The 18,690-nt window shown below is 68.5% G+C and carries 21 protein-coding genes; 8 read left to right on the top strand and 13 right to left on the bottom strand.

What is annotated here, in order from left to right; all coding sequences use genetic code 11:
- Positions 1-3 precede the first annotated feature (3 nt).
- Complete coding sequence (locus EZE58_RS11805; RefSeq protein ID WP_167560186.1) at positions 4-1,317, bottom strand: ISL3 family transposase; 1,314 nt, start codon at positions 1,315-1,317, stop codon at positions 4-6.
- 137 nt (positions 1,318-1,454) lie between these two features.
- Between EZE58_RS11805 and EZE58_RS11800 the strand changes: the two genes are divergently transcribed.
- Together EZE58_RS11800 and EZE58_RS11795 are read left to right on the top strand one after the other, a co-directional pair.
- Positions 1,455-2,234: a type ISP restriction/modification enzyme gene (locus EZE58_RS11800; RefSeq protein ID WP_167560616.1), complete on the top strand. Its 780-nt coding sequence runs from the start codon at positions 1,455-1,457 to the stop codon at positions 2,232-2,234.
- A 152-nt stretch (positions 2,235-2,386) separates the two neighbouring features.
- Positions 2,387-2,800, top strand: a complete 414-nt coding sequence (locus tag EZE58_RS11795; protein WP_167560602.1) for a hypothetical protein — start codon at positions 2,387-2,389, stop codon at positions 2,798-2,800.
- Positions 2,801-2,810: 10 nt separating this feature from the next.
- Here the strand turns inward: EZE58_RS11795 and EZE58_RS11790 are convergent, their stop codons facing one another.
- Complete coding sequence (locus EZE58_RS11790; RefSeq protein ID WP_144588122.1) at positions 2,811-3,770, bottom strand: NADP-dependent oxidoreductase; 960 nt, start codon at positions 3,768-3,770, stop codon at positions 2,811-2,813.
- Positions 3,771-4,071: 301 nt separating this feature from the next.
- On the opposite strand from EZE58_RS11790, the gene EZE58_RS11785 reads away from it, so the two are divergent.
- Both EZE58_RS11785 and EZE58_RS11780 read left to right on the top strand, forming a co-directional pair.
- Positions 4,072-4,497, top strand: a complete 426-nt coding sequence (locus tag EZE58_RS11785) for a YciI family protein (protein WP_144588120.1) — start codon at positions 4,072-4,074, stop codon at positions 4,495-4,497.
- Between the two features lie 159 nt (positions 4,498-4,656).
- The gene (locus tag EZE58_RS11780; protein WP_144588118.1) at positions 4,657-5,328 is read left to right on the top strand and encodes a DNA alkylation repair protein; all 672 of its coding nucleotides are present in this window, start codon (positions 4,657-4,659) and stop codon (positions 5,326-5,328) included.
- A gap of 72 nt (positions 5,329-5,400) precedes the next feature.
- Here EZE58_RS11780 and EZE58_RS11775 read toward each other — a convergent pair whose 3' ends face one another.
- The 3 genes from EZE58_RS11775 to EZE58_RS11765 form a co-directional block, all read right to left on the bottom strand.
- A complete protein-coding gene (locus EZE58_RS11775) occupies positions 5,401-5,754 on the bottom strand; it encodes a transcriptional regulator (RefSeq protein ID WP_144588116.1) in 354 nt (117 codons plus the stop codon).
- Positions 5,755-5,780: 26 nt separating this feature from the next.
- Positions 5,781-6,200: a hypothetical protein gene (locus tag EZE58_RS11770; protein ID WP_144588114.1), complete on the bottom strand. Its 420-nt coding sequence runs from the start codon at positions 6,198-6,200 to the stop codon at positions 5,781-5,783.
- Positions 6,201-6,302: 102 nt separating this feature from the next.
- Positions 6,303-6,752, bottom strand: a complete 450-nt coding sequence (locus EZE58_RS11765) for an NAD(P)H-dependent oxidoreductase (RefSeq protein WP_144588112.1) — start codon at positions 6,750-6,752, stop codon at positions 6,303-6,305.
- 36 nt (positions 6,753-6,788) lie between these two features.
- Between EZE58_RS11765 and EZE58_RS11760 the strand changes: the two genes are divergently transcribed.
- From EZE58_RS11760 to EZE58_RS11750, 3 genes are all read left to right on the top strand, one after another.
- On the top strand, positions 6,789-7,727 hold the full coding sequence (locus EZE58_RS11760) for a Sir2 family NAD-dependent protein deacetylase (protein WP_119297074.1): 939 nt from the start codon (positions 6,789-6,791) through the stop codon (positions 7,725-7,727).
- Entirely contained in the window at positions 7,724-8,302 is a 579-nt protein-coding gene (locus tag EZE58_RS11755) for a TIGR03085 family metal-binding protein (RefSeq protein WP_063250788.1), read from the top strand. Before EZE58_RS11760 ends, EZE58_RS11755 begins: the two co-directional genes overlap by 4 nt.
- A 125-nt stretch (positions 8,303-8,427) precedes the next feature.
- The gene (locus EZE58_RS11750) at positions 8,428-8,787 is read left to right on the top strand and encodes a DUF4190 domain-containing protein (protein ID WP_063250790.1); all 360 of its coding nucleotides are present in this window, start codon (positions 8,428-8,430) and stop codon (positions 8,785-8,787) included.
- A 21-nt stretch (positions 8,788-8,808) separates the two neighbouring features.
- Here EZE58_RS11750 and EZE58_RS11745 read toward each other — a convergent pair whose 3' ends face one another.
- The 8 genes from EZE58_RS11745 to EZE58_RS11710 form a co-directional block, all read right to left on the bottom strand.
- Positions 8,809-10,416, bottom strand: a complete 1,608-nt coding sequence (locus EZE58_RS11745; protein WP_101624110.1) for a polyamine aminopropyltransferase — start codon at positions 10,414-10,416, stop codon at positions 8,809-8,811.
- A 40-nt stretch (positions 10,417-10,456) separates the two neighbouring features.
- Positions 10,457-10,885: a DUF350 domain-containing protein gene (locus EZE58_RS11740; RefSeq protein ID WP_095376049.1), complete on the bottom strand. Its 429-nt coding sequence runs from the start codon at positions 10,883-10,885 to the stop codon at positions 10,457-10,459.
- Between the two features lie 40 nt (positions 10,886-10,925).
- The gene (locus EZE58_RS17225; protein WP_009380753.1) at positions 10,926-11,453 is read right to left on the bottom strand and encodes a hypothetical protein; all 528 of its coding nucleotides are present in this window, start codon (positions 11,451-11,453) and stop codon (positions 10,926-10,928) included.
- On the bottom strand, positions 11,450-12,085 hold the full coding sequence (locus EZE58_RS11730) for a DUF2617 family protein (protein WP_131248577.1): 636 nt from the start codon (positions 12,083-12,085) through the stop codon (positions 11,450-11,452). Before EZE58_RS11730 ends, EZE58_RS17225 begins: the two co-directional genes overlap by 4 nt.
- Complete coding sequence (locus tag EZE58_RS11725; RefSeq protein ID WP_119297052.1) at positions 12,085-12,705, bottom strand: DUF4178 domain-containing protein; 621 nt, start codon at positions 12,703-12,705, stop codon at positions 12,085-12,087. Before EZE58_RS11725 ends, EZE58_RS11730 begins: the two co-directional genes overlap by 1 nt.
- Before the next feature lie 31 nt (positions 12,706-12,736).
- The gene (locus tag EZE58_RS11720; RefSeq protein ID WP_119297053.1) at positions 12,737-13,822 is read right to left on the bottom strand and encodes a GNAT family N-acetyltransferase; all 1,086 of its coding nucleotides are present in this window, start codon (positions 13,820-13,822) and stop codon (positions 12,737-12,739) included.
- A gap of 77 nt (positions 13,823-13,899) precedes the next feature.
- The gene (locus EZE58_RS11715) at positions 13,900-14,178 is read right to left on the bottom strand and encodes a hypothetical protein (protein WP_009380761.1); all 279 of its coding nucleotides are present in this window, start codon (positions 14,176-14,178) and stop codon (positions 13,900-13,902) included.
- On the bottom strand, positions 14,178-14,840 hold the full coding sequence (locus tag EZE58_RS11710) for a DUF1707 domain-containing protein (protein ID WP_009380763.1): 663 nt from the start codon (positions 14,838-14,840) through the stop codon (positions 14,178-14,180). Before EZE58_RS11710 ends, EZE58_RS11715 begins: the two co-directional genes overlap by 1 nt.
- 90 nt (positions 14,841-14,930) lie before the next feature.
- Between EZE58_RS11710 and EZE58_RS17220 the strand changes: the two genes are divergently transcribed.
- The gene (locus EZE58_RS17220; protein ID WP_009380770.1) at positions 14,931-18,689 is read left to right on the top strand and encodes a DNA polymerase III subunit gamma and tau; all 3,759 of its coding nucleotides are present in this window, start codon (positions 14,931-14,933) and stop codon (positions 18,687-18,689) included.
- Position 18,690 lies beyond the last annotated feature (1 nt).

Here is an 18,690-nt window from a genome sequence, read left to right as displayed (position 1 = left end):
GGCTCATCGTGTTTGAGGGTGTAGTAGTGGCCTGAATCCGCCGGTCTCGAGCAAGCTTCTCGCGATGTAGTGGGTCAGGTTCCTGAAGCCCAGGGCAGACCCGCGGAGGTGCTCGAGGCGGCCGTTGATGGCCTCCGATGGCCCGTTGGACGTGCCGGGGCGGTCGAAGAACGCGAGGATGTCGGCCGCGCGGCGCTTGATCGTCCGGCCGAGGGTGATCAGCTCGGGCAGATCCTTGGGGACGCCTGCGGAGAGTTCCGCGATCACGCGTTCGAAGATCTTCCTCCCGCGGGCGGGATCCTTGTGTCGGTAGGCGGCGACCGCGCGCTGGTAGACGTCCCAGGTGACCTCGACGGCGACATGATCGGGATGCTGGTCGAACACTGCCTCGAGCGTCGCGAGTTGGTGCTGCTTCAACAGTCCGAGCCCCGTCCTGAGCAGACGGCGGCAGCCGTAGAGCGGGTCGCCGGTCCGGCCGCGATGCCCGAGAGTCTCCTGCTGGACGCGCTGCCTGGTCTTGTCGAGCGCATCGCCGAACAGCTGAACGACATGGAAGGGATCCATCACGGCCGTCGCGTCGGGGATCTCTTCGCCGGCGGCGGTCTTGTAGCCGGTGAAGCCGTCCATCGCGACGACATCGATGCCATCGCGCCAGGCCTTGGGGCGTCCGGCGAGCCAGGTCTTGAAGGCGTGCTTCGAGCGGCCTGGGACCATGTCGAGCAGCCGGGCGGGGCCGGTCTTCTCGCGGGCCGGGGTGAGGTCGATGATCACGGTCACGTATTTGTCGCCGAGGCGCGTGTGGCGCCAGACGTGTTCGTCGACGCCGATCGTGGTCACCCCGTCGAACCTGCGGGGGTTGTCGATCAGGACGCGCCGGCCCTCGACGAGCACGGCGTCGTTGGCGGCATGCCAGGACACGTCGAGGGACTCCGCGACCCGCGCGACGGGCAGGTGCTGGCAGACGACAGCTTCCAGGGCCCACCGGATCGCGGCGCGAGTGAGTTTCCCCCGCGGCTCGGCCGCCGCCGTGGTGTCCTCGCGCCAGATCGTCCCACAGTCGGAGCATGCGAAGCGGCGGACGCGGACGAGGAGCGTCGTCGGCCGCCAACCCAGCGGGACATGCGCCAGCCGGCGGGCCTGTGTCCCGCGGGCGATGCCTTCGGCGCCGCAACCGCGACAGAACGGGTCGCGGTCAGTGACGCGGCATTCGAGTACCGCCTTGTCAGGATCGATCTGCTGGCCCGTGACGGTGAGGCCGTGCTCATCGAGGAGGCAGAACGCAGACAGGTCAGGGGCGGCGAAGGTACCGTGGAACATCGTCGAGGTCTTCCTGATGGACAGCGTGAGAACTTCCATCATCGGAAGGCCTCGACCTCGTCTCCGCGACCGCCACGCCGCCGGCTCGTCAACCGACGGCTACACCCTCATCCGCGAAGAGCCGGTTTAGGGATGATCTGCAACAAATATATGAGCGATTAGGCGAGGTTCCTACGCTCATCACCAATCCGCGCGGACAGGGCGCTGGACCTGCCGTCACCCATACTCTCGAGCTTCCCGATCAGCACGCATTCAATAATCGAGGAGGACGCGCAGTCTGGTGTCTTTGGTACCCCGCGGAGGTATTGCCAGAGTCAGCGAACGATCTTGATCCGCGGATGCTCGTCGGAAACCGGCGGACAGGGTTCTCGCTTGAAGTGGTCAACTGGCTGGAGAGGCTTGGCCGACCACAGCAGTTTGAAGATGCCTACTCCTACGTTCTGGCCATACTTTCAGGGTCTGAGTACACCAGTCGGAATTGGCTGGCTCTGGATGTCGATGATTTGCGCGTCCCCCTCACCGACGACGTCGCCGTGTTCGAAAAAGGGGTTGAGCTTGGACGGGAGCTGCGGCAGGCGTGGGAACTAGGCGCGCCCTCTTCGGAACTGCGGTGGACAGGTGACCCGATTGGGAACCTCGGAAAAGCGAACTGGCGAAACGGTGCCATACATTTCTCCGGCGGCCGGGTGCTCCACGGGGTCAGCAGTGAGGCGTGGGAGTTCAGAGTCAGCGGCTATCGCGTTTTGCCCAATTGGTTTAAAGCTCGGGAGTCGTGGCAGATTACGATGGCACACGCGTCCGAAGCTCAATCGGTGTGCGCGTCCGCTGCTCAGATCGTGCGACTAGGCAACCAGGCAAACGAATTGTTGAAAGACTACCCGCCGACTAATGATCAAAGTGTTGGAGTGTTCTCGTAATGGGCTCACGCCACGGCGGAGGCCGCGCGCTACGCCGTTTTAGCGTAGCCCCTTCGCGTTACGGAGAGTTGAGTCGTACTCCTGACCGGCGTCCCACTATCAACTCGGTGCGGTCGATCGCGTAGTCGGGCAGCACCTCGGGTGCGGATACGGTGCAGCCGAACGGGCCTAGTGGCCCGAGCGTCGTCCTCGTCGCGGTCCTCGGCTTCGGACTCATCCGACGCTGGGGAGAGGTGGTCCCCGGATGGGTGCCCCGCCTCGGCGGGCGGACGATCCCACCACTGGTCCCGATCATCGTCGGCGGGATCAGGTGCGCGGTCCTGCTCGGCCTCATCGGGTCGGTGCTCGCCAAGTTCGTCCTCGCGTGGATGGGGACGGTGCCCGGCTGGACCCCGGATGTCGGGATGACCGTCGGTGAGCGGGCATTCCTGCTCACCTGCTACATCCCGTTCTTCCTCTGGCCGGTGGCGATCGCCTCAGCTCTCATCGTGTACGCGCGCAGACGGCTCGGGACCCGCCCCGACCGCACGAGGGTGCGGCAGGGACGGGCCCCGATCGTGTGCTGAGGCGCGCGGCTCAGCCGACGAGGAACTCCCGCTGGGAGTCGGTGAACGGCTTCGGCTCCGTCTTGAGCAGGACCTTCCCGGCCGGGTGGCCCTCACGGAGGAAGCGGTAGGCGGCCTGGACCTCGGCGAGATCGAAGACGCCGCCGATGGGCACATAGACGTGACCGTAGGCGATGGCCTTGCCCAGCCACGCGAGATCCCCGCGCCCTGCTGCGGCCTCACCGGAGGTGTGGACGCCGAACCTCTCGGCGACCTCGGGTCCCGCGGCGATCGAGTTGATCCGATCGGCCGGCACGCCGAGGCGCAGCAGCATCTCGATCTCGTCCTCACCGCGCGTCGAGTACGCGGCCTGGATGCCGTTCGAGGCGGCCTCTGCCAGTCGGTCCTCGAGTCCGTCGCGGTAGTCGATCGCGTCGATGCCGAGCGCCCGGAGGAGTTCGACGTTGTCCGGGCCCGCGGTGCCGATGACGCGGGCGCCGAGGCCGAGCGCGAGCTGGGCTGCGATGATGCCCACTCCGCCCGAGGCGCCGGAGACGAAGACCGTCTCCCCGGCGGTCGGGGCGATCGCACGGATGCCGGCGATGGCGGTGCGGCCGGCGATATAGAGTCCGCCGGCGACGTCGGCGCCCAGGCACTGGGGGATCGGGTCGAGGCGGTTCTCGGGGTCGGTGATGACGATGGTCTCGGCCTGTGAATGGTTGGGATAGCCGCCGAAGACGAGCTGGCCGGGGGAGAAGTCCTCGACGCCGTCGCCGACCTCGGTGACGATACCGGAGAAGTCCATTCCCACCCCGCGGGTGCCCTTCGTGGGCCCGAAGCCGCCGGAGAGGATCGTGAGGTCGACGGGATTGAGTCCGGCGTAGAGCACCTGGACCCTCACCTGACCCGGGCCGGTCTCGGGGACCTCGACCTCGGCGGTGCGGAGTTCGTCGATGTCGCCGTTGCGATCGAATTGGACGCGTGTGGTCATGGGGCACTCCTCGCTTCTCCGTCTTGGCCGGTGGCGGTCACCGGCCGGCACTGGTGACAACGACGCCGCACCCGAATCTGTTCCGCGCGCTCGCGGCACAGGGTCGGCGGGGACGGCGCGGCCGGCGCGCACGCACCACAGCGTCACCCGCACCACAGCGTCACCCGCCCCGCAACCCCGCGGCGCGGATTATTCTGAAGAGGAATCTCGCCGCCGATGTCGAGAAGCCGATCTCAGCTCCGACCCAGTGATGTCAGCCCGCACACTTCAGTGCCCGACGACGCCGAACAAGGAGAGAACCATGGCCAAGTACCTCATGCTCAAGCACTACCGCGGTCACCCCGACTACATCGACTTCGTGCCGATGGACAAATGGACGCCCGAGGAGATCGACGCCCACGTCCAGTACATGAACGACTTCGCCGACCGGCTGCGGGAGACCGGTGAGTTCGTCGACTCCCAGGCGCTCTCGCCCGAGGGTGTCTTCGTCCGCGCCGACGGCCCGGGCAGACCCCCGGTCACCGACGGGCCGTTCCCCGAGACGAAGGACCTCATTGCCGGGTGGATGGTCATCGACGTCGGCAGCTACGACCGGGCGCTCGAGCTCGCCGCCGAACTCTCCGCCGCCCCCGGCTACCAGGGGAGGCCGATCAACGAGTGGCTCGAACTCCGGCCGTTCCTCGGGCCCGCGCCCGGCAGTGACGGGTGGGAGGGCAGTGCCGGCTGAGTCCGGCAGTGACTCCATGGGCGAGGGGGCTCGTGCCCACCGTCATCGGCATCGCGTGCCCGCGCCGTTCCCGTGGGGGAGGCTGACGGCGCACAGGCCGGGCTCGCGGCTGAACTATCATCATGAACACCAGCCGCACAGCCGACGAAGGAGCGCACCATGGTCGAGGCGACGGTCGAGAGCGTGCGAGCTTCGCTCGACGCACTCGAGGACCCCAAGGCCCGGGAGATCAATGAGCGCCACGGCGACGATCACGGCGTCAACCTCACCAAGCTGCGGAGCATCGCGAAGGAGCTGAAGAAGAACGACGACCTCGCCGATGAGCTCTGGGCCACCGGGGATTCAGCGGCCCGGCTCGTCGCGCTGCTCATCATGCGGCCGAAATCCTACGATGCCGAGCAGCTCGATGCGATGCTGCGCGAGTCCCGGACTCCCAAGGTCCAGGACTGGCTCGTCAACTACATCGTCAAGAAGTCCCCGCACGCCGAGACCCTGCGCGAGCGGTGGATGGACGATCCCGATCCCACCGTTGCCTCGGCGGGGTGGGCGCTCACCTCGGAGCGGGTGAACCGGAAGCCCGAGGGCCTCGACCTGCCCCGGCTCCTCGACGTCATCGAGGCGGAGATGAGGGACACCCCCGAACGCCTCCAGTGGGCGATGAATGCGACCCTGGCCTCCATCGGGATCGAGAACCCGGACCTCCGCGACCGTGCCCTTGAGATCGGCGAACGCCTCGGAGTCCTCAGGGACTACCCGACCCCGCCGAACTGCACCTCGCCCTTCGCCCCCATCTGGATCACCGAGATCGTCCGTCGTCGCGCCGAGGCGTGAATGCGCGAACGGCCCGGCCGTCGATGGCCGAGCCGTTCCGCGAAGGACGCCTGAAGCGCAGCGCCTGAGTCGTTATCCTCCTGCGAGCTCCCGCAGGGCTTCGACGTGTCCGTCGAGGCGGCGCGCCCCGTCCTCCGTGATCGAGACCCACGTGCGGGGTCGTTTGCCGACGTAGCCCTTGGCGACGGAGACGAGTCCCGCCTTCTCGAGGGCGGTGATGTGCCGGGAGAGGACGGAGTCGGAGACTCCGAGGGAATCGCGCAGCAGCTTGAACTCCGCGCGCTCCCGGTTCTTCAGGCTCGCGACGAGTCCGAGCCGGGTCGGGTTGCCGAGGTCGGGGTCGATCCGAGCCAGAGACTCGCCGAGGTGGGGGATCGTCTCCTCCGGATCGCTGGTTCCGGCATCGGGTTCGGTGTACGGGTTCATCGTGTGCTCCTTCATCTCCGGGCGCCTCAGCGGCGCAGCCCGAGGAGGGCGAAGACGGGGGCGGCGAGCCAGATGAGGCCGGCGGCGGCGAAGGTCACCCGCGATCCCTGGGCGAGCGTGTCGGCGACGACGCCGACGATGAACGCGATCGCGACGACGGGCAGCCATGTGAAGAGGAGCATCGTCGAGCGCCTGCTCCAGCTCAGCGCCGAGGTGAAGTAGACGACGAAGGCCGGGATCATCCAGGCCGCGCACGCGGCGAGGACGGCCAGCTGCAGCGTCTCATCGGCAATGACGCCGATCGCGAAGAGTCCGATCGAGGTCGCGGCGCTGATGACGATGAGGAAGATGACGAGCGGCCAGGCATCGGAGCTGCGCGCCTGCCTCTGCGTCGAATCGATCTGGGCGAGAAGGTCGGTGGCCTGCTGCGGGGTGGGCGTGGTCATGGCGACTCCTTCGGTGCGGTGATGACTCCTGCTTCCCGTGTGGAAGTGATTTCATCGTAGCAACTACTTTCCGTAATGGAAAGTAGTTTCGCGAAGGAATCTCTACAGTGCCGATGCGGCCACCGTCGCGGCCAGTTCCGTCGCCGTCTCGAGGTCGTTGTCGGTGACCTCGCCGGTGAGGACGAGCGGGTCGAAGACGAGGCTCCACCCGAGGCCCGTCGTGATCTGACTCATCGCCCGCTCCGCCCCGGTCGTGTCGTAGCCGCCGTGGATCCAGTACGAGAACGGACGGCCCGCCGTCGGTTTGCGCACGGCGTCGTACGTCGTGTCGAAGAAGTGCTTGAGGGCTCCGGAGATGTAGCCGAAGTTCGCGGTCGTCCCGAGCACGAAGGCATCGGCGGCGAGGACGTCGTCGACGCTCGCCTCGAGCGCGGGGCGGACGACGACGTCGATGTCGCCGAGTTCGGGCAGGCGGAGTCCGGCCTCGGCCGCCTCGGCGATCCTGGCCGTCGCCGGTGACGGTGAGTGATGAACGAGCAGTACGCTGGCCATAGCGGTCAGCCTAGCCTGACTGGAATGGGGGAGGACATGAGCGAGGAGTCAGAGGAGACCATGGCCGTCATCGTCGATCCGCTGCGCGGACGCACGAAGCCGATCGCGAGCCACACCGATGAGCAGATCATCGACGTGCTCACCACCGGGCACTCACCCTCCGACTGGGCGGTGCTCACGGGTGCGGGGATGAGCACGGACTCAGGCATCCCCGGCTACCGGGGCCCCGACGCCGATCCGCGGCGGCCGATGACGATCCAGAACTTCCTCTCCCACCCCGACCAGCGGGCCCGCTACTGGGCCAGGTCGTGGGTGGGGTGGCCGCGGTTGCGCTGGGCCGAGCCGAACGCCGGACATCTCGCGCTCGCTCGACTCGGCGTAGGCGGCATCATCACGCAGAACGTCGACGGCCTCCACCAGGCCGCCGCCGAGGAGGTCGGCAGTTCGAGCCCCGTCATCGACCTTCACGGCAGCCTCGACCGGGTGGTGTGCCTGAAGAGCGGCCATCTCTTCGACCGCGACTGGGTCCAGGAGCAGCTCACCGCGCTCAACCCCGACTTCGCCGCGCTCGCCGGCATCGACCCGATCGACGTCGAGACCGCCCCCGACGGCGACGTCGACCTCGAGGAGACCGCGCACTTCCGCGTGCTGAACTGTCCGATCTGCGGGGGACTGCTCAAACCCGACGTCGTCTACTTCGGCGACGCCGTGCCCGCCGCCCGGGTCGAGGTCGCAGCGGAGATCTGCGACACCGCATCGGGGCTCGTCGTCCTCGGAACCTCGCTTGCCGTCCTCTCGGGGCTGCGGTTCGTCCGAGCGGCGGCGAAGGAGGACAAGCCCGTCGTCATCGTCACCGACGGTCCCACCAGGGGCGATGAACTCGCCGACTATCGGTCGACGTCCCGGGTCACCGACTTCGTCACCGCGTGGGCGTCCAGAGGAATCCAAGCCGAGACTGAGAGACTGCCCCTATGACCAGTCTTGCTCGCACAGAACGACTGCGCCTCGTCGCCGCCGCCCGCGCCGCCGGCGAGGACGCCCCCACCCTCTGCGAAGGGTGGACGACCCGTGACCTCGCGACCCACCTCGTCATCCGCGAACGCGAACCCGTCGCAGCCCTCGGCATCGCGCTGCCCGCCTTCTCCGGACGACTCGAGGACACCGCACGCGACTACGCCCGGATGCCCTACGTCGAACTCCTCGGCCTCGTCGCCTCCCCGCCGGGGTGGACCCCGGGTGCGTGGCCGGGCGTGGGCTCGGTGCTCAACACCGTCGAATACCTCGTCCACCACGAGGACATCCGCCGCGCCGAGATCGAATGGTTCCCCAGGCGGCTCTCGCAGAAGGACAACGAGACCGTGTGGGCGCAGGCCCGCATGGCCCTCCTGCCGTACGCGGCGAAGTCCAAGGGCCGCATCGAGATCGTCAGCCCGGGCTTCGGTCGGCGCGCCGCCGGCCGCGGGGAGACGACGACGGTGACAGGAGAGCCCGTCGAGATCCTGCTCTGGCTCATGGGCCGGAGCGACCACGCCCTCGTCGACGTCCGCTGAGTCCGACCCCGAGCGACCGTGAGGTCGGGTTTTCCCCACCGAGGCGGGCGGTTATGTCCATTCCCCGCGGCTCTGCCGGTTCCTAGGCTGAAGTCACCAGCACGAACCCGCAGAGAGGCACCGTCATGGACCAGCAGCCCTACGCTCCGCAGTCCCACCGTCAGCCCTACCCGCCGTACGAGTCCGATCCGCAGCAGCCCTACCCGCTGCAGCGGGCGACCGAGGATCCGGGCAAGGTGCTCGGCATCATCTCCCTCATCGCCACCCTCTCGACGTTCATCGGCTTCAACTTCGTCGGTCCGGCCATCGGCATCGTCACCGGTTACATGGCCCGGAGGAACTCGAAGGAGGCCGGCTTCGCCGACAACGAGATGGGCAAGTGGGGCTTCATCCTCGGTCTCGTCTTCCTCGGCATCGCCGTCGTCGGCGGCTTCCTCGGTCTCTCGATCAGCGTCATCGGCGCGATGGTCGCCGCCCTCGCCTGACCGCACCCAGCACGTCTCGGCTCAGTACCCCACCCACGCTCCGCGCTCCTGATCGAGCACGCGCGGGTGGAGGAGGGTCGAGGGTTCGACCCGACCGACGGAGGCGCGGTCGCGATCGGGTGGGAACGTCGTCGAGGCGGCGAGCACCTCGGCGGTGGCGAACCTCAGCCCCTCGGGCGCGTCCGGCGCCAGCGTGACGACCGGGCCTCCGGACTCGGTCCGGGTGATCGCAGGATCCCCGGGAACGGCGGCGAGGAAGTAGCCCCAGTCGCCGAAGCTCGGGACGTCGACGTGGTACGGCGTCGTCGTCAGCCCCGCCTCGGCGACGGCCTCACCGATGCCCCAGTACGCCTCGGGGGCGAAGTACGGGGAGCCGGCCTGGACGACGAGGCGGGCGCCGGGAGCCATGACCTGGCGGATGAGCCCGTAGAACTCGATGCTGTAGAGCTTCGAGGTGGCGACGTCGTCGGGGTCGGGCAGGTCGGCGATGATCGCATCGTAGGCCGGGTGCTCGGCCTCCCGCAGCCACGTGAAGGCATCAGCGGCGATCGTCGTCACCCGCGGATCGTCGAGTGAGTCCTCGTTGAACGCGGTGAACCGCTCGGAGTTCCGGGCGAGGTCGAGGATCCGGGGATCGAGGTCGACGAGGGTGACCGACTCGACGTCGGGGTACTTGAGGATCTCGCGCACCGCGAGCCCGTCCCCGCCGCCGAGGACGAGGACGTTCCTCCGGCTCCCGTTGAGCAGGGGATGGACGAGGGACTCGTGGTAGCGGTACTCGTCGGCCGAGGCGAACTGGAGGTCCCCGTTGAGGTAGAGGCGCGTATCGCCCGTGCGGAGGGATTCGGTGAGGACGATCTCCTGATAGTCGGTGCGCTCGGAGAGGACGATGGGGTCGCGGTAGAGGCGCTGGCGGGTGGTCACCTCGATGTCGTCGGTGAAGACCCACACGACGGTCAGCCCTGCGACGATGAGGACGAGGAGGGCGGCGAGGAGCACCCGCATCCGGGCGGTGAGTTCGGCGCGGAAGAGCCAGAGGACGATGAGGATGCCGACGACGGTGTTCGTGATGCCCACGGCCAGGGCCCCGCGGGGGAGACCGAAGAGCGGGAGGAGGACGAACGGGAAGGCGAGTCCGCCGATGAGCCCGCCGACGTAGTCGGCCGCAAAGAGGTCGGCGACCGCGCTCGAGGCGCGCTGGGCGCGGATGCGCTGGACGAGCTCCATGAGCAGCGGGATCTCCGCGCCGATGAGGGCGCCGATGACGAAGGCGAGGCCGACCATCGCGACCGTGTAGACGTCGGCGAAGGCGAACGCCAAGTAGAGGAGGATGACGGAGAGACCGCCGATGATGCCCAGCGCCGCCTCGATGAGGGCGAAGGCGAGTGCCGCGAAGCGGGTGAGCCGCTTCGTCGCGAGCGAGCCGACGCCCATCGCGAAGACCATGACGGCGAGGACGATCGAGGCCTGGACGATCGTGTCGCCGAGCAGGTAGGACCCGAGGGCGACGAGCGCGAGCTCGTAGACCATCCCGCAGCTCGCGCAGATGAAGACGGCGAGGAGGACGAAGAAGCGGGCGGGACCGGGCTGGAGCGGAAGCGTCAGGGGTGCCGGTGCGAGCGAGCTCACCGCGGTCGCGTCCCGCCGGGTGGTGCAGGCGGTGCTGTGGTCACAGGAGCGCGGCGGCCATGATGCCGGCGATGCCGATGTGCGCGGACGCGTTGACCCACACCTCGGGGTGGAGCGTGGAGGCATGGACGATGTCCCCGCGCTTGCCCGGGGTGAGCGCATCGATGAGGAGGAAGCTCACGGCCATGAGGATGATGCCGATGATGCCGAAGAGCAGCGTCGTCACGATCCCCGCACCGAGGTCGTCGGCACTCGCCCGGATCGCCGCGATGACGATGATCGCCACGCCGAGGAGGTCGGAGGCGACGAGGACTGCGGCATTCGGGGACTTCTGCTCCCAGAGGATGACGTGGAGCTTGCCCGGGGTGAGGAGATCGACGACGAAGTAGCCGACGAACATGAGGAGGATGCCGCTGCCCGCATACGCGAGGACGACCCCGGTCTCGTAGAGGAGCATGTCGAGGATCATGGCTGCCTTTCCTGGTGCTGTCGTCGCTGTCTCTGACTGGTCATTTGCCCGATCCCGGGCCGCCGCCGCGGAAGCCGGAGCCGTCGCCGTAGTTCGATCCGGTGCCTCCGCCCCCGCCGCCGAAGAAGAACGGGAAGAAGAAGAATCCTCCGCCACCGCTGGAGCGTGAGGGATCGCAGCCGACGTAGTCGTAGCTGTCGCCGTTCCTCACGTAGTCCCCTTGGTTCGGGTTCTCCACGTACTGGCCGTCGACGAGGTCGTAGTCCCCGCAGTTCGCACTGCCCGAGTTCGCCCCGCAGCTCTGGAAGAGCATCGCGACGAGGAGAAGGACGACGACGAGCCCGATGACCGCGCCGCAGCCGAAGCGGCGCGGCTTCCTCCCCGAGCCCCCGCCGGGTCCGCCGCCCGGCCCACTGCCGAAGGGGCCTCCCGGACCGCCCGGGCCACCGCCACCCGGGCCACCGCCCGGCCGGTTGCCGAACGGCCCGCCGGGGCCGCCCCCACGGCGGTGTTCGGCGTCGAAGTCGAAGGAACCGCCGCCGGTGGAGATGTTCGGGTTGTTCGTCATCGCACGCCCCTCGCCGAGGCGGACGGGACGTCGGGTGCGTTCGTCAGCTCGGTCGTAGTGTGGACGATCTCGGTCTGCTGAGGGTAGACGTGCCACGTCTGCCAGCTCAGGTGGCCCGCCTCGGCGCCTGAAAGGGCGAGCGCGGTGATGGCGTCCGGGTCGCCGGGGAACCCGACGACGAGGTGACGGTCGTGGTCGCGGACACGGTCGAGCGCCTCGGCGACGGCGGTGCGGAACTCATCCGCAGCGGTGGTGCGGGTGGCGCGGAACCCATGGCAGGTGAATCCCGCCCACGCTCCGCGGGTCACCTGCCGGGTGCCCCAGTGAGGCGTCCCGTCGTCCGCGACCTGCGGTGCGGGGCCGTCCGCGGTCGGAGGGCAGGCGAAGGTCTCGATGAGATGGTCCTCTGACCCGGCGAGATGGTCCTCTGGCCCGGCGAGGACGACCTGGTGGGAGGAGCCGATGACGTGGAGTTCGAGGCACAGACCGGGGCAGCCGAGCGGTTCGAGGTCGACGATCTCGGTGGCGAGCGCGGCGATGCGCGGGCGGGTGAGGGAGAAGCGAAGCTGCTCGGAGCTCGTGTCGGCGAAAGGGACGTCGACGGTGATGGGAAGTGGGGGTGCGAGGCTCATCAGCTGCTCGAGTAGATGGTGAAGGAGCCCACCGGGACGGACTCGCCTGTGCTCACTTCCCACCTGCCGTGGTCGAAGCGCTCGAAGGCGAGCATCTTCCCGTCGGGGGCTTCGTAGTCGACGTAGTCGAGGCCACCCTTCTCGTTGAGCCCCGTCGTGCCCTCGGAACGGTAGGAGGCGGTGCCGTGCTCGACGATCTCGTACTCGGTGCCGTCGATCGTGATCGTCTTCGACGTCGGTTCGATGTCGAGGTCGGGGCGGTCGCGCCACCGGGAGACCTGGAGGTCGGGGTCGTGTTCGACGGTGAGCCAGAGGCGGGTCGCGGAGTCGTCGGACTGGAAGAAGTGCTCGGCCCAGTCGTAGCCGCCCTCCGAGATCCGCAGGGTCCCGCGGACGAAGTACTTCTCGTTGCCGAACTCGAGGAGGTCGCCGGCCTTGATCGCCGCCGGGTCGCCGCCGGTGTTCTGGTCGGAGGCGAACGGGTCGCGTGGGGTGGAGGCGGCCGCGGCCTGGGTCTCGCGCTCCCGCTTCGCCTTCGCCGAACGCGCCCGGATGATGAGGATCGTCACGAGCACGACGATGACGAAGACGACGATCATGATGATGACGTTGGAGGACACGGTAGCCTGCTTCGCTTCGATGCGGGTGCGGTCACTGGTCAGTGTAGTCGAGAACGGGGCCTTCGAGGGCCGTCATCGTGTCGACGACTCGGAAGCCGAGGTCCTCGTTGAGGGCGAGCATCGCGGCATTGTCGGTCGAAGTGTACGTCTGGATCCAGCGGGCACCGGCGGCCTCGGGGACGTCGTGGAGCTGGCGCATGTTCGCGACCTTGAGGGCCCGTCCGATGCCGAGGCCGCGATGGGACCGGTCGACGAGGGTGTCCTCCTGGATGATGATGTCGGGATCGTGCGCGGAGACCATGATCTCCGTGTAGCCGACGGCGAGCGTCGCGGGATCCACGTCGTCTGCGCCGGCATCGGTGCCCGGTTCGTCGACCTGCGCCATCGAGCTGACGAGGATCCACCCCTGTTCGGCCATCCTCTCCTCGTACGTCCGGATCGCCGCGACGTCGGCGTGGTGGTCCGAACGCGTGAGGTCGCCGAGCGGCACGTCCTCGTCCATCTGCCGGCGCAGCCTTGCCCATGACTCGACGAGCTCCTCGGGACACATCCCGATCCAGGACACGATCGTCCAGTCCGGTCGCGGATGGACCTCGGTCGGGTCGGCGGGGCCGACGGTCGGCTTCGGTCGCTGCCGCTGCTTGTACCGGTTCGCGTCGGCCTCGAGGTAGGCGGGCAGGTCGAGGAGCATCCGCTGCTCCTCATTGCCGATGTGCAGTCCCCGGGACTCGGCGAATGCGATCCCCTCGGGCGTATAGGTCTCGGTCTGGACGAGCGTGGCGGGGGAGTCGCGGAGGATCGCCTCGACCGCCTCGGCGAGGGCTGTGCCGTGACCGGACCGACGGTGCGCCGGGAGGACGGCGAGTTCGACGATGGCGGGGGAGTCGGTGAGGAGATTGATCTCGGCCCCGCCGATGGGTTCCCCGCCGAGGTGGGCGAGGAGGGCGATGTCGGTCTTGTCGTGGCGGGGGTGGGCGAACTGCGTGAGCATCGCCGGCTCGCTCGCCCACCATGCCCCGGTGCGACCGGCCGTGTAGCCCTCGCGCATGACGGCCAGCCACTGCCTCAGTCGTGAGGCATCGTCGGGGGCCAGACGGGTGATGCTGAGCTCAGCCATGAGATGAGTGCATCACGCTCTGACCCCGCAATCAAGGGGTGCGGGAAATATTCTCCCAGGTCAGTGCCCCTATTAGGTCAACGGTCCCTGCCGTCGCCGAGGTGGTCGTCCGGTCCCTCGTCGCCCTTGTCCCAGCGAGGATCGGTGGGGTCCCAGCCGGGGGCGGAGGGGTCGGTCCGTTCCGGGGAGGGGCCGCCTCGGCGGGGGTCGTCGCGATTCGGGTCAGGCTTGGGCAGGCGTGAGCCGATGTGGGAACCGGGCTTTGTCATCACCCGATGGACGAGGAGAAAGCCGATCGCGAAGACGATGATGATGGCGATCGTGAGGAAGATGACCGCATCGAGGCCGGGAGGCATCAGCGGGCCATCCGGCGGCGGTCGAAGTAGTTGGCGAAGCGGGCACGGAAGCTGCCCATGCCCACCGAGCCGCTGACGACGACGGTCGGGGCGCCGGGGGCGGGGAGCGCGTTCGCCGCTGACTTCACCGAACCCCATGACTTCGCGAGGTCGTCGACGTTGACGGCCCACTCGTCGGGGACGACGATGACGAGCGTGCCGGCCCCGGCGACGACGTCGATGTCGATCGTCGTGAGGTCGGTGTCGACCTCGAGGAAGTTGAGTTCGATCGTCGACATCGACGGTTCGCAGCGGATGTAGGGCGGGACCTGCCATCGGCCGCGGCGGTGCTCAGAGTCCCACGTCGCCTTGATGACGAGCGGGTCGACGGGGTCCCAGCCGTGTGCGGACCGTGCGGGCGGGAGCCGGCGGGCCACCTCGGCGCGGGGGCGGTAGCGGTCCGACGGCAGGTCGGGGGTGAGGTCGGAGAGGACGGCATCGAGGTCGACAGGGTACTTCGCGGCCTGGACGGCCTCCATCCGCTCGTCGAGTTCGTCGACGGTGATCCGGCCGTCGCCCACGGCCTCCCGGAGGAGTTCGATCGCTTCGTCGCGCTCCTTGTGTCCGATGCGGAAGGTGCGGGCCGGATCGGGTGGTTCGGGGGAGGAGGTGGAGTCCGTCATACCGACTATCGTGCCCGAAGTGAGTCCGCGGTCTCAACGGCCTGTGCAGTGTCTCTGTGTCGCGTCAGGGGGTGGCATTAGGCTAGGGCTGTGTCCACCGCACTGTACAGACGATACCGCCCAGAGACCTTCGACGAGGTCATCGGTCAGGAGCATGTGACCGAGCCGCTCAAGGCCGCGATCGACCGTGGTCGCATCAACCATGCCTACCTGTTCTCCGGGCCGCGCGGCTGCGGCAAGACGACCTCGGCGCGGATCCTCGCGCGGTGCCTCAACTGCGAGAAGGGGCCCACACCTGTGCCCTGCGGCGAGTGCCCGAGCTGCCGCGACCTCGCCAACGGCGGACCCGGCTCGCTCGACGTCGTCGAGATCGACGCGGCCAGCCACAACGGCGTCGACGATGCCCGTGATCTGCGCGAACGCGCGATCTACGCACCTGCTCGTGACCGGTACAAGGTGTTCATCCTCGATGAGGCGCACATGGTCACCTCGCAGGGCTTCAACGCCCTGCTCAAGATCGTCGAGGAGCCGCCGCCGCACATCAAGTTCATCTTCGCGACGACGGAACCCGAGAAGGTCATCGGGACGATCCGCTCACGCACCCACCACTATCCGTTTCGGCTCGTGCCGCCCGAGGCGCTCGGGAACTACCTCGAGGAGCTCTGCCGACGCGAGGACGTCCAGGTCGACAAGGGCGTGCTCCCGCTCGTCGTGCGTGCCGGCGGCGGGTCAGTGCGCGACACCCTCTCCGTGCTCGACCAGCTCATCGCAGGCTCCGGTCCGAACGGCGTCGACTATGCGACGGCCGTGGCGCTGCTCGGCTACACCCCGGATTCTCTGCTCAGCGACATCGTCGACGCGTTCTCCGCCGGTGACGGCGCCGGTGTCTACCGGGCGATCGAGCGGGTCATCGAGTCGGGTCAGGATCCGCGCCGGTTCGTCGAAGACCTCCTTGAGCGGATGCGCGACCTCATCGTCATCCATGCCGCCCCCGAGGCAGCCCATGCCTTCCTTCCGGAAGTGCCGCCGGATCGGCTCGAGCGCCTCACCCTGCAGGCGCGCGGCTTCGGTCAGGCCGAACTCTCCCGTGCCGCCGACATCCTCAACCAGGGACTGACCGAGATGTCGGGGGCGACCTCCCCGAGGCTGCAGCTCGAACTCATCGCCGCCCGCATCCTCCTGCCCGCCTCGGGTCGCAGTCGCGACGCCGTGCTCAGCCGCGTCGAGCGGATGGAGCGGCGTATCGGCATGTCCGCGTCAGGTTCGGGCGGGAACGTTCCGCCCCAGGCCGGTGGTCAGGGGCAGGGCGGGGCTCAGGGCGTTCCGCAGAGTGCGGCGGCGCAGGGCGGGGCGCCTCAGGAGGCCGCTGGGGCTCGGGGCAACGGACCTCAGGGTGTCGGACCTCAGAGCGGATCGACTTCGGCTGAGTCGGCTTCTGTCGGGGCGGGTGCCCCGACCGGTCGGGCCGGTGCGCCGGGGCAGAGCCTCGGTGGGCCGTCGTCTGCTCCTGCGCCCGACGACTTCGACGAACTCACCGCAGCCGCGGCGGCCGCCGAGTCGCTGCTCAACGACACTCCGGCGCCGGCTGCACCAGCGTCGGCTTCACCGGCAAACGGTGCTGACCGGCAGCCTGCACCGATGCAGAATCGCCCCGCTCAGACCGAACGCGACCACACTGCTCAGACAGCACGCGCACCGCAGGACGACCAGCGTCGCGGAGCGTCTGCCGATGGACAGTCTTCTGGGCAGCCTGGTCAGGCGGCTCCCTCGCAGCAGGAGCCACAAGCAGGTCAGGAACGATCTGGTGGTCAGCCGCCGCAGTCTGACGACCGCCGATCGCAGTCGGGTCAAGCGGCTCACTCGCAGCAGAACGATCAGCCGAGCCAGTCCGGTCTGGGAGCGATGCACGACGGTCCGCCGCAATCTGGAAATCAGGCGTCCAGTAGCACCGAGCAGCAGGAGCAGAGGCCTGCTCATCAGCCGGGTTCGGCTCGCGAAGAGTTCGTTCCGAATGACCGGTCGCCACGAGAGCCGGCGGCGCAGCCCGAGCGCTCGAACCGAGAGCAGGCCCCGACCGACCAGCGGACGCAGCCCGCTCGCGACTCCGCCGGTGAGTCAAGTGGTGCACCATCGCCCGCAGGCAGCGGTTCGTCGTCGCCCTCGGGTGGATATCCGTCGTCGCCAGCCGGAGGCGCTGCGCCGAACGATGGTTCCGCGCACAGTGGTTCCGGCGGAGCGGACTCCGAGGCACCTGAGTCGCCTGCGGCGGCATCGCAGTCGGGGCCTGCCGGAGCCGCCGGCGGCATCGGCGGAGAGATCGAAGCGATCCGTCGCGCCTGGCCGAGCATCCTCGCAGCCGTCGAGAAGCGCAGTCGCCTGACGCGTGCGATCATCGCGGCCAATGCCATCCCGCAGTCGTTCTCCGACGGCGTCGTCTACCTCGGCTTCAACAACGCCGGTTCCGTGCAAGGCTTCCAACAGCGTGATCATGCCGCGAAGCTCGCCACGGCGATCAACGACGTCCTCGGCATCGACGCGCGCATCGACATCGGCGACGTCGGCCGCATCGGTGGGAACTCGGGCGGAGCGCCCGGGGGAGGAACAGGCTCGCCTGCGCCGCAGCAGAATCAGAATCGCGGACCCGGAACCGAGTTCCGTCGCCCCAGCCCTGAAGAGGTCGCCGCGGTCGTCGGCACCCGGGAGGTCGACAAGCCGCAGGTCGATCGCGAGAAGTTCTGGGAGACCGGCGACGCCCCGCAGGGCCCGTGGTCTGCCGACGACGAGGAGGGCGAAACAGGCCCCCGCCCCGAAGCGGCGGATGACTCTGCCCGTGATGAGCCCCCTGAGGCTCGCGCCGGACAGGGCGATGCCGGAGCCGAATCGAGCAACGCCGCTGCCGCACCGGCAGAGACAGCATCCTCCGACCTTCGCGTCGATTCGTCAGGCGCCGGTGATGTGAACGCCGCGGAAGCAGAGACCGATCCCGGTTCGAGCGTGCAACCGGCCTCGCGTCCCGAGCAGGGCGCGTCGCCGTTCGGAGGCACTGACGCTCCGTCCCACAGCGAAGAGCCATCGGTATCGCAGCCTTCGTCCCCGGTCGACGACATCGTCGTTCCCGACCTCTCGGACGAGGACTTCTTCGGCCCTTCTGGCGGCGGTGCGAACCCCGCCTCCTCCGTACCGTCGCCTGCTCAGGAACCGACTCCGGCATTCGATTCGACCACCCGTGGTGGGGAATCGGAGTCCCATGGCGGACAGTCGTCACGTGACTTCTCCGACGACGAGCCGATGGAGTATGTCCAGCCGCGGTGGGAGGAACCCGTGTGGCACGACGCGCCGCAGCAGTCGGCTCCCGCCGGTGACGACGCCGATTCGACGAGTGCCGGCAGCGGTGCCGTCGATGTCGGTGCCGTCGTCGTCCCGCCGCCCGAGGACGACGAGGGGGACTACCTCGGCGCCTATGGGGATTCCGATCTCGATTCCGGGGGCGCGGGGATCGCGAATGGTGCGCAGGGGAACGCTTATCCTCAGGGAAGCACGAACGGCTCCGCCTCCGCGCCTGCCAGCGGTGCGAAGCCATTCAAATCCCGGTTCGCTGCGATCGCCGAACGCCACGGCATGGACACCGGCGGATACTCGGCTGGCAGCTCCGGCACAGGCAGCGGTGGGTTCGATGCGCCTGCACCCACCTCAGCGGCACCGGTCGATGCTCGGCCCACTGGCTCCGGCCGGGACGAGGACGAGTATGATCCGGAGACGGACCTCGACATCACCGACGCCCCACAGGTCGGAGTGGCCGTGATCGCCAAGGTCCTCGGCGGAGAGATCATCGATGAAAGAGACGTATGAG

It is taken from the genome of Brevibacterium sp. LS14, assembly GCF_012027885.1.
In the GTDB taxonomy this organism is placed as follows: domain Bacteria; phylum Actinomycetota; class Actinomycetes; order Actinomycetales; family Brevibacteriaceae; genus Brevibacterium; species Brevibacterium casei.
This window is presented reverse-complemented; position numbering and strand designations above follow the sequence as displayed.

Bases quoted from the DNA above. Each gene is read 5' to 3' on its own strand.
- EZE58_RS11785 (WP_144588120.1), top strand. From the start codon at position 4,072: ATGGCCAAGTACCTCATGCTCAAGCACTACCGCGGTCACCCCGACTAC.
- EZE58_RS11750 (WP_063250790.1), top strand. From the start codon at position 8,428: ATGGACCAGCAGCCCTACGCTCCGCAGTCCCACCGTCAGCCCTACCCG.
- EZE58_RS11755 (WP_063250788.1), top strand. From the start codon at position 7,724: ATGACCAGTCTTGCTCGCACAGAACGACTGCGCCTCGTCGCCGCCGCC.
- EZE58_RS11730 (WP_131248577.1), bottom strand. From the start codon at position 12,085: ATGAGCCTCGCACCCCCACTTCCCATCACCGTCGACGTCCCTTTCGCC.
- EZE58_RS11760 (WP_119297074.1), top strand. From the start codon at position 6,789: ATGAGCGAGGAGTCAGAGGAGACCATGGCCGTCATCGTCGATCCGCTG.
- EZE58_RS11770 (WP_144588114.1), bottom strand. From the start codon at position 6,200: ATGACCACGCCCACCCCGCAGCAGGCCACCGACCTTCTCGCCCAGATC.
- EZE58_RS11765 (WP_144588112.1), bottom strand. From the start codon at position 6,752: ATGGCCAGCGTACTGCTCGTTCATCACTCACCGTCACCGGCGACGGCC.
- EZE58_RS11740 (WP_095376049.1), bottom strand. From the start codon at position 10,885: ATGATCCTCGACATGCTCCTCTACGAGACCGGGGTCGTCCTCGCGTAT.
- EZE58_RS11790 (WP_144588122.1), bottom strand. From the start codon at position 3,770: ATGACCACACGCGTCCAATTCGATCGCAACGGCGACATCGACGAACTC.
- EZE58_RS11720 (WP_119297053.1), bottom strand. From the start codon at position 13,822: ATGGCTGAGCTCAGCATCACCCGTCTGGCCCCCGACGATGCCTCACGA.
- EZE58_RS11780 (WP_144588118.1), top strand. From the start codon at position 4,657: ATGGTCGAGGCGACGGTCGAGAGCGTGCGAGCTTCGCTCGACGCACTC.
- EZE58_RS11710 (WP_009380763.1), bottom strand. From the start codon at position 14,840: ATGACGGACTCCACCTCCTCCCCCGAACCACCCGATCCGGCCCGCACC.
- EZE58_RS11775 (WP_144588116.1), bottom strand. From the start codon at position 5,754: ATGAACCCGTACACCGAACCCGATGCCGGAACCAGCGATCCGGAGGAG.
- EZE58_RS11805 (WP_167560186.1), bottom strand. From the start codon at position 1,317: ATGTTCCACGGTACCTTCGCCGCCCCTGACCTGTCTGCGTTCTGCCTC.
- EZE58_RS11715 (WP_009380761.1), bottom strand. From the start codon at position 14,178: ATGCCTCCCGGCCTCGATGCGGTCATCTTCCTCACGATCGCCATCATC.
- EZE58_RS17225 (WP_009380753.1), bottom strand. From the start codon at position 11,453: ATGACGAACAACCCGAACATCTCCACCGGCGGCGGTTCCTTCGACTTC.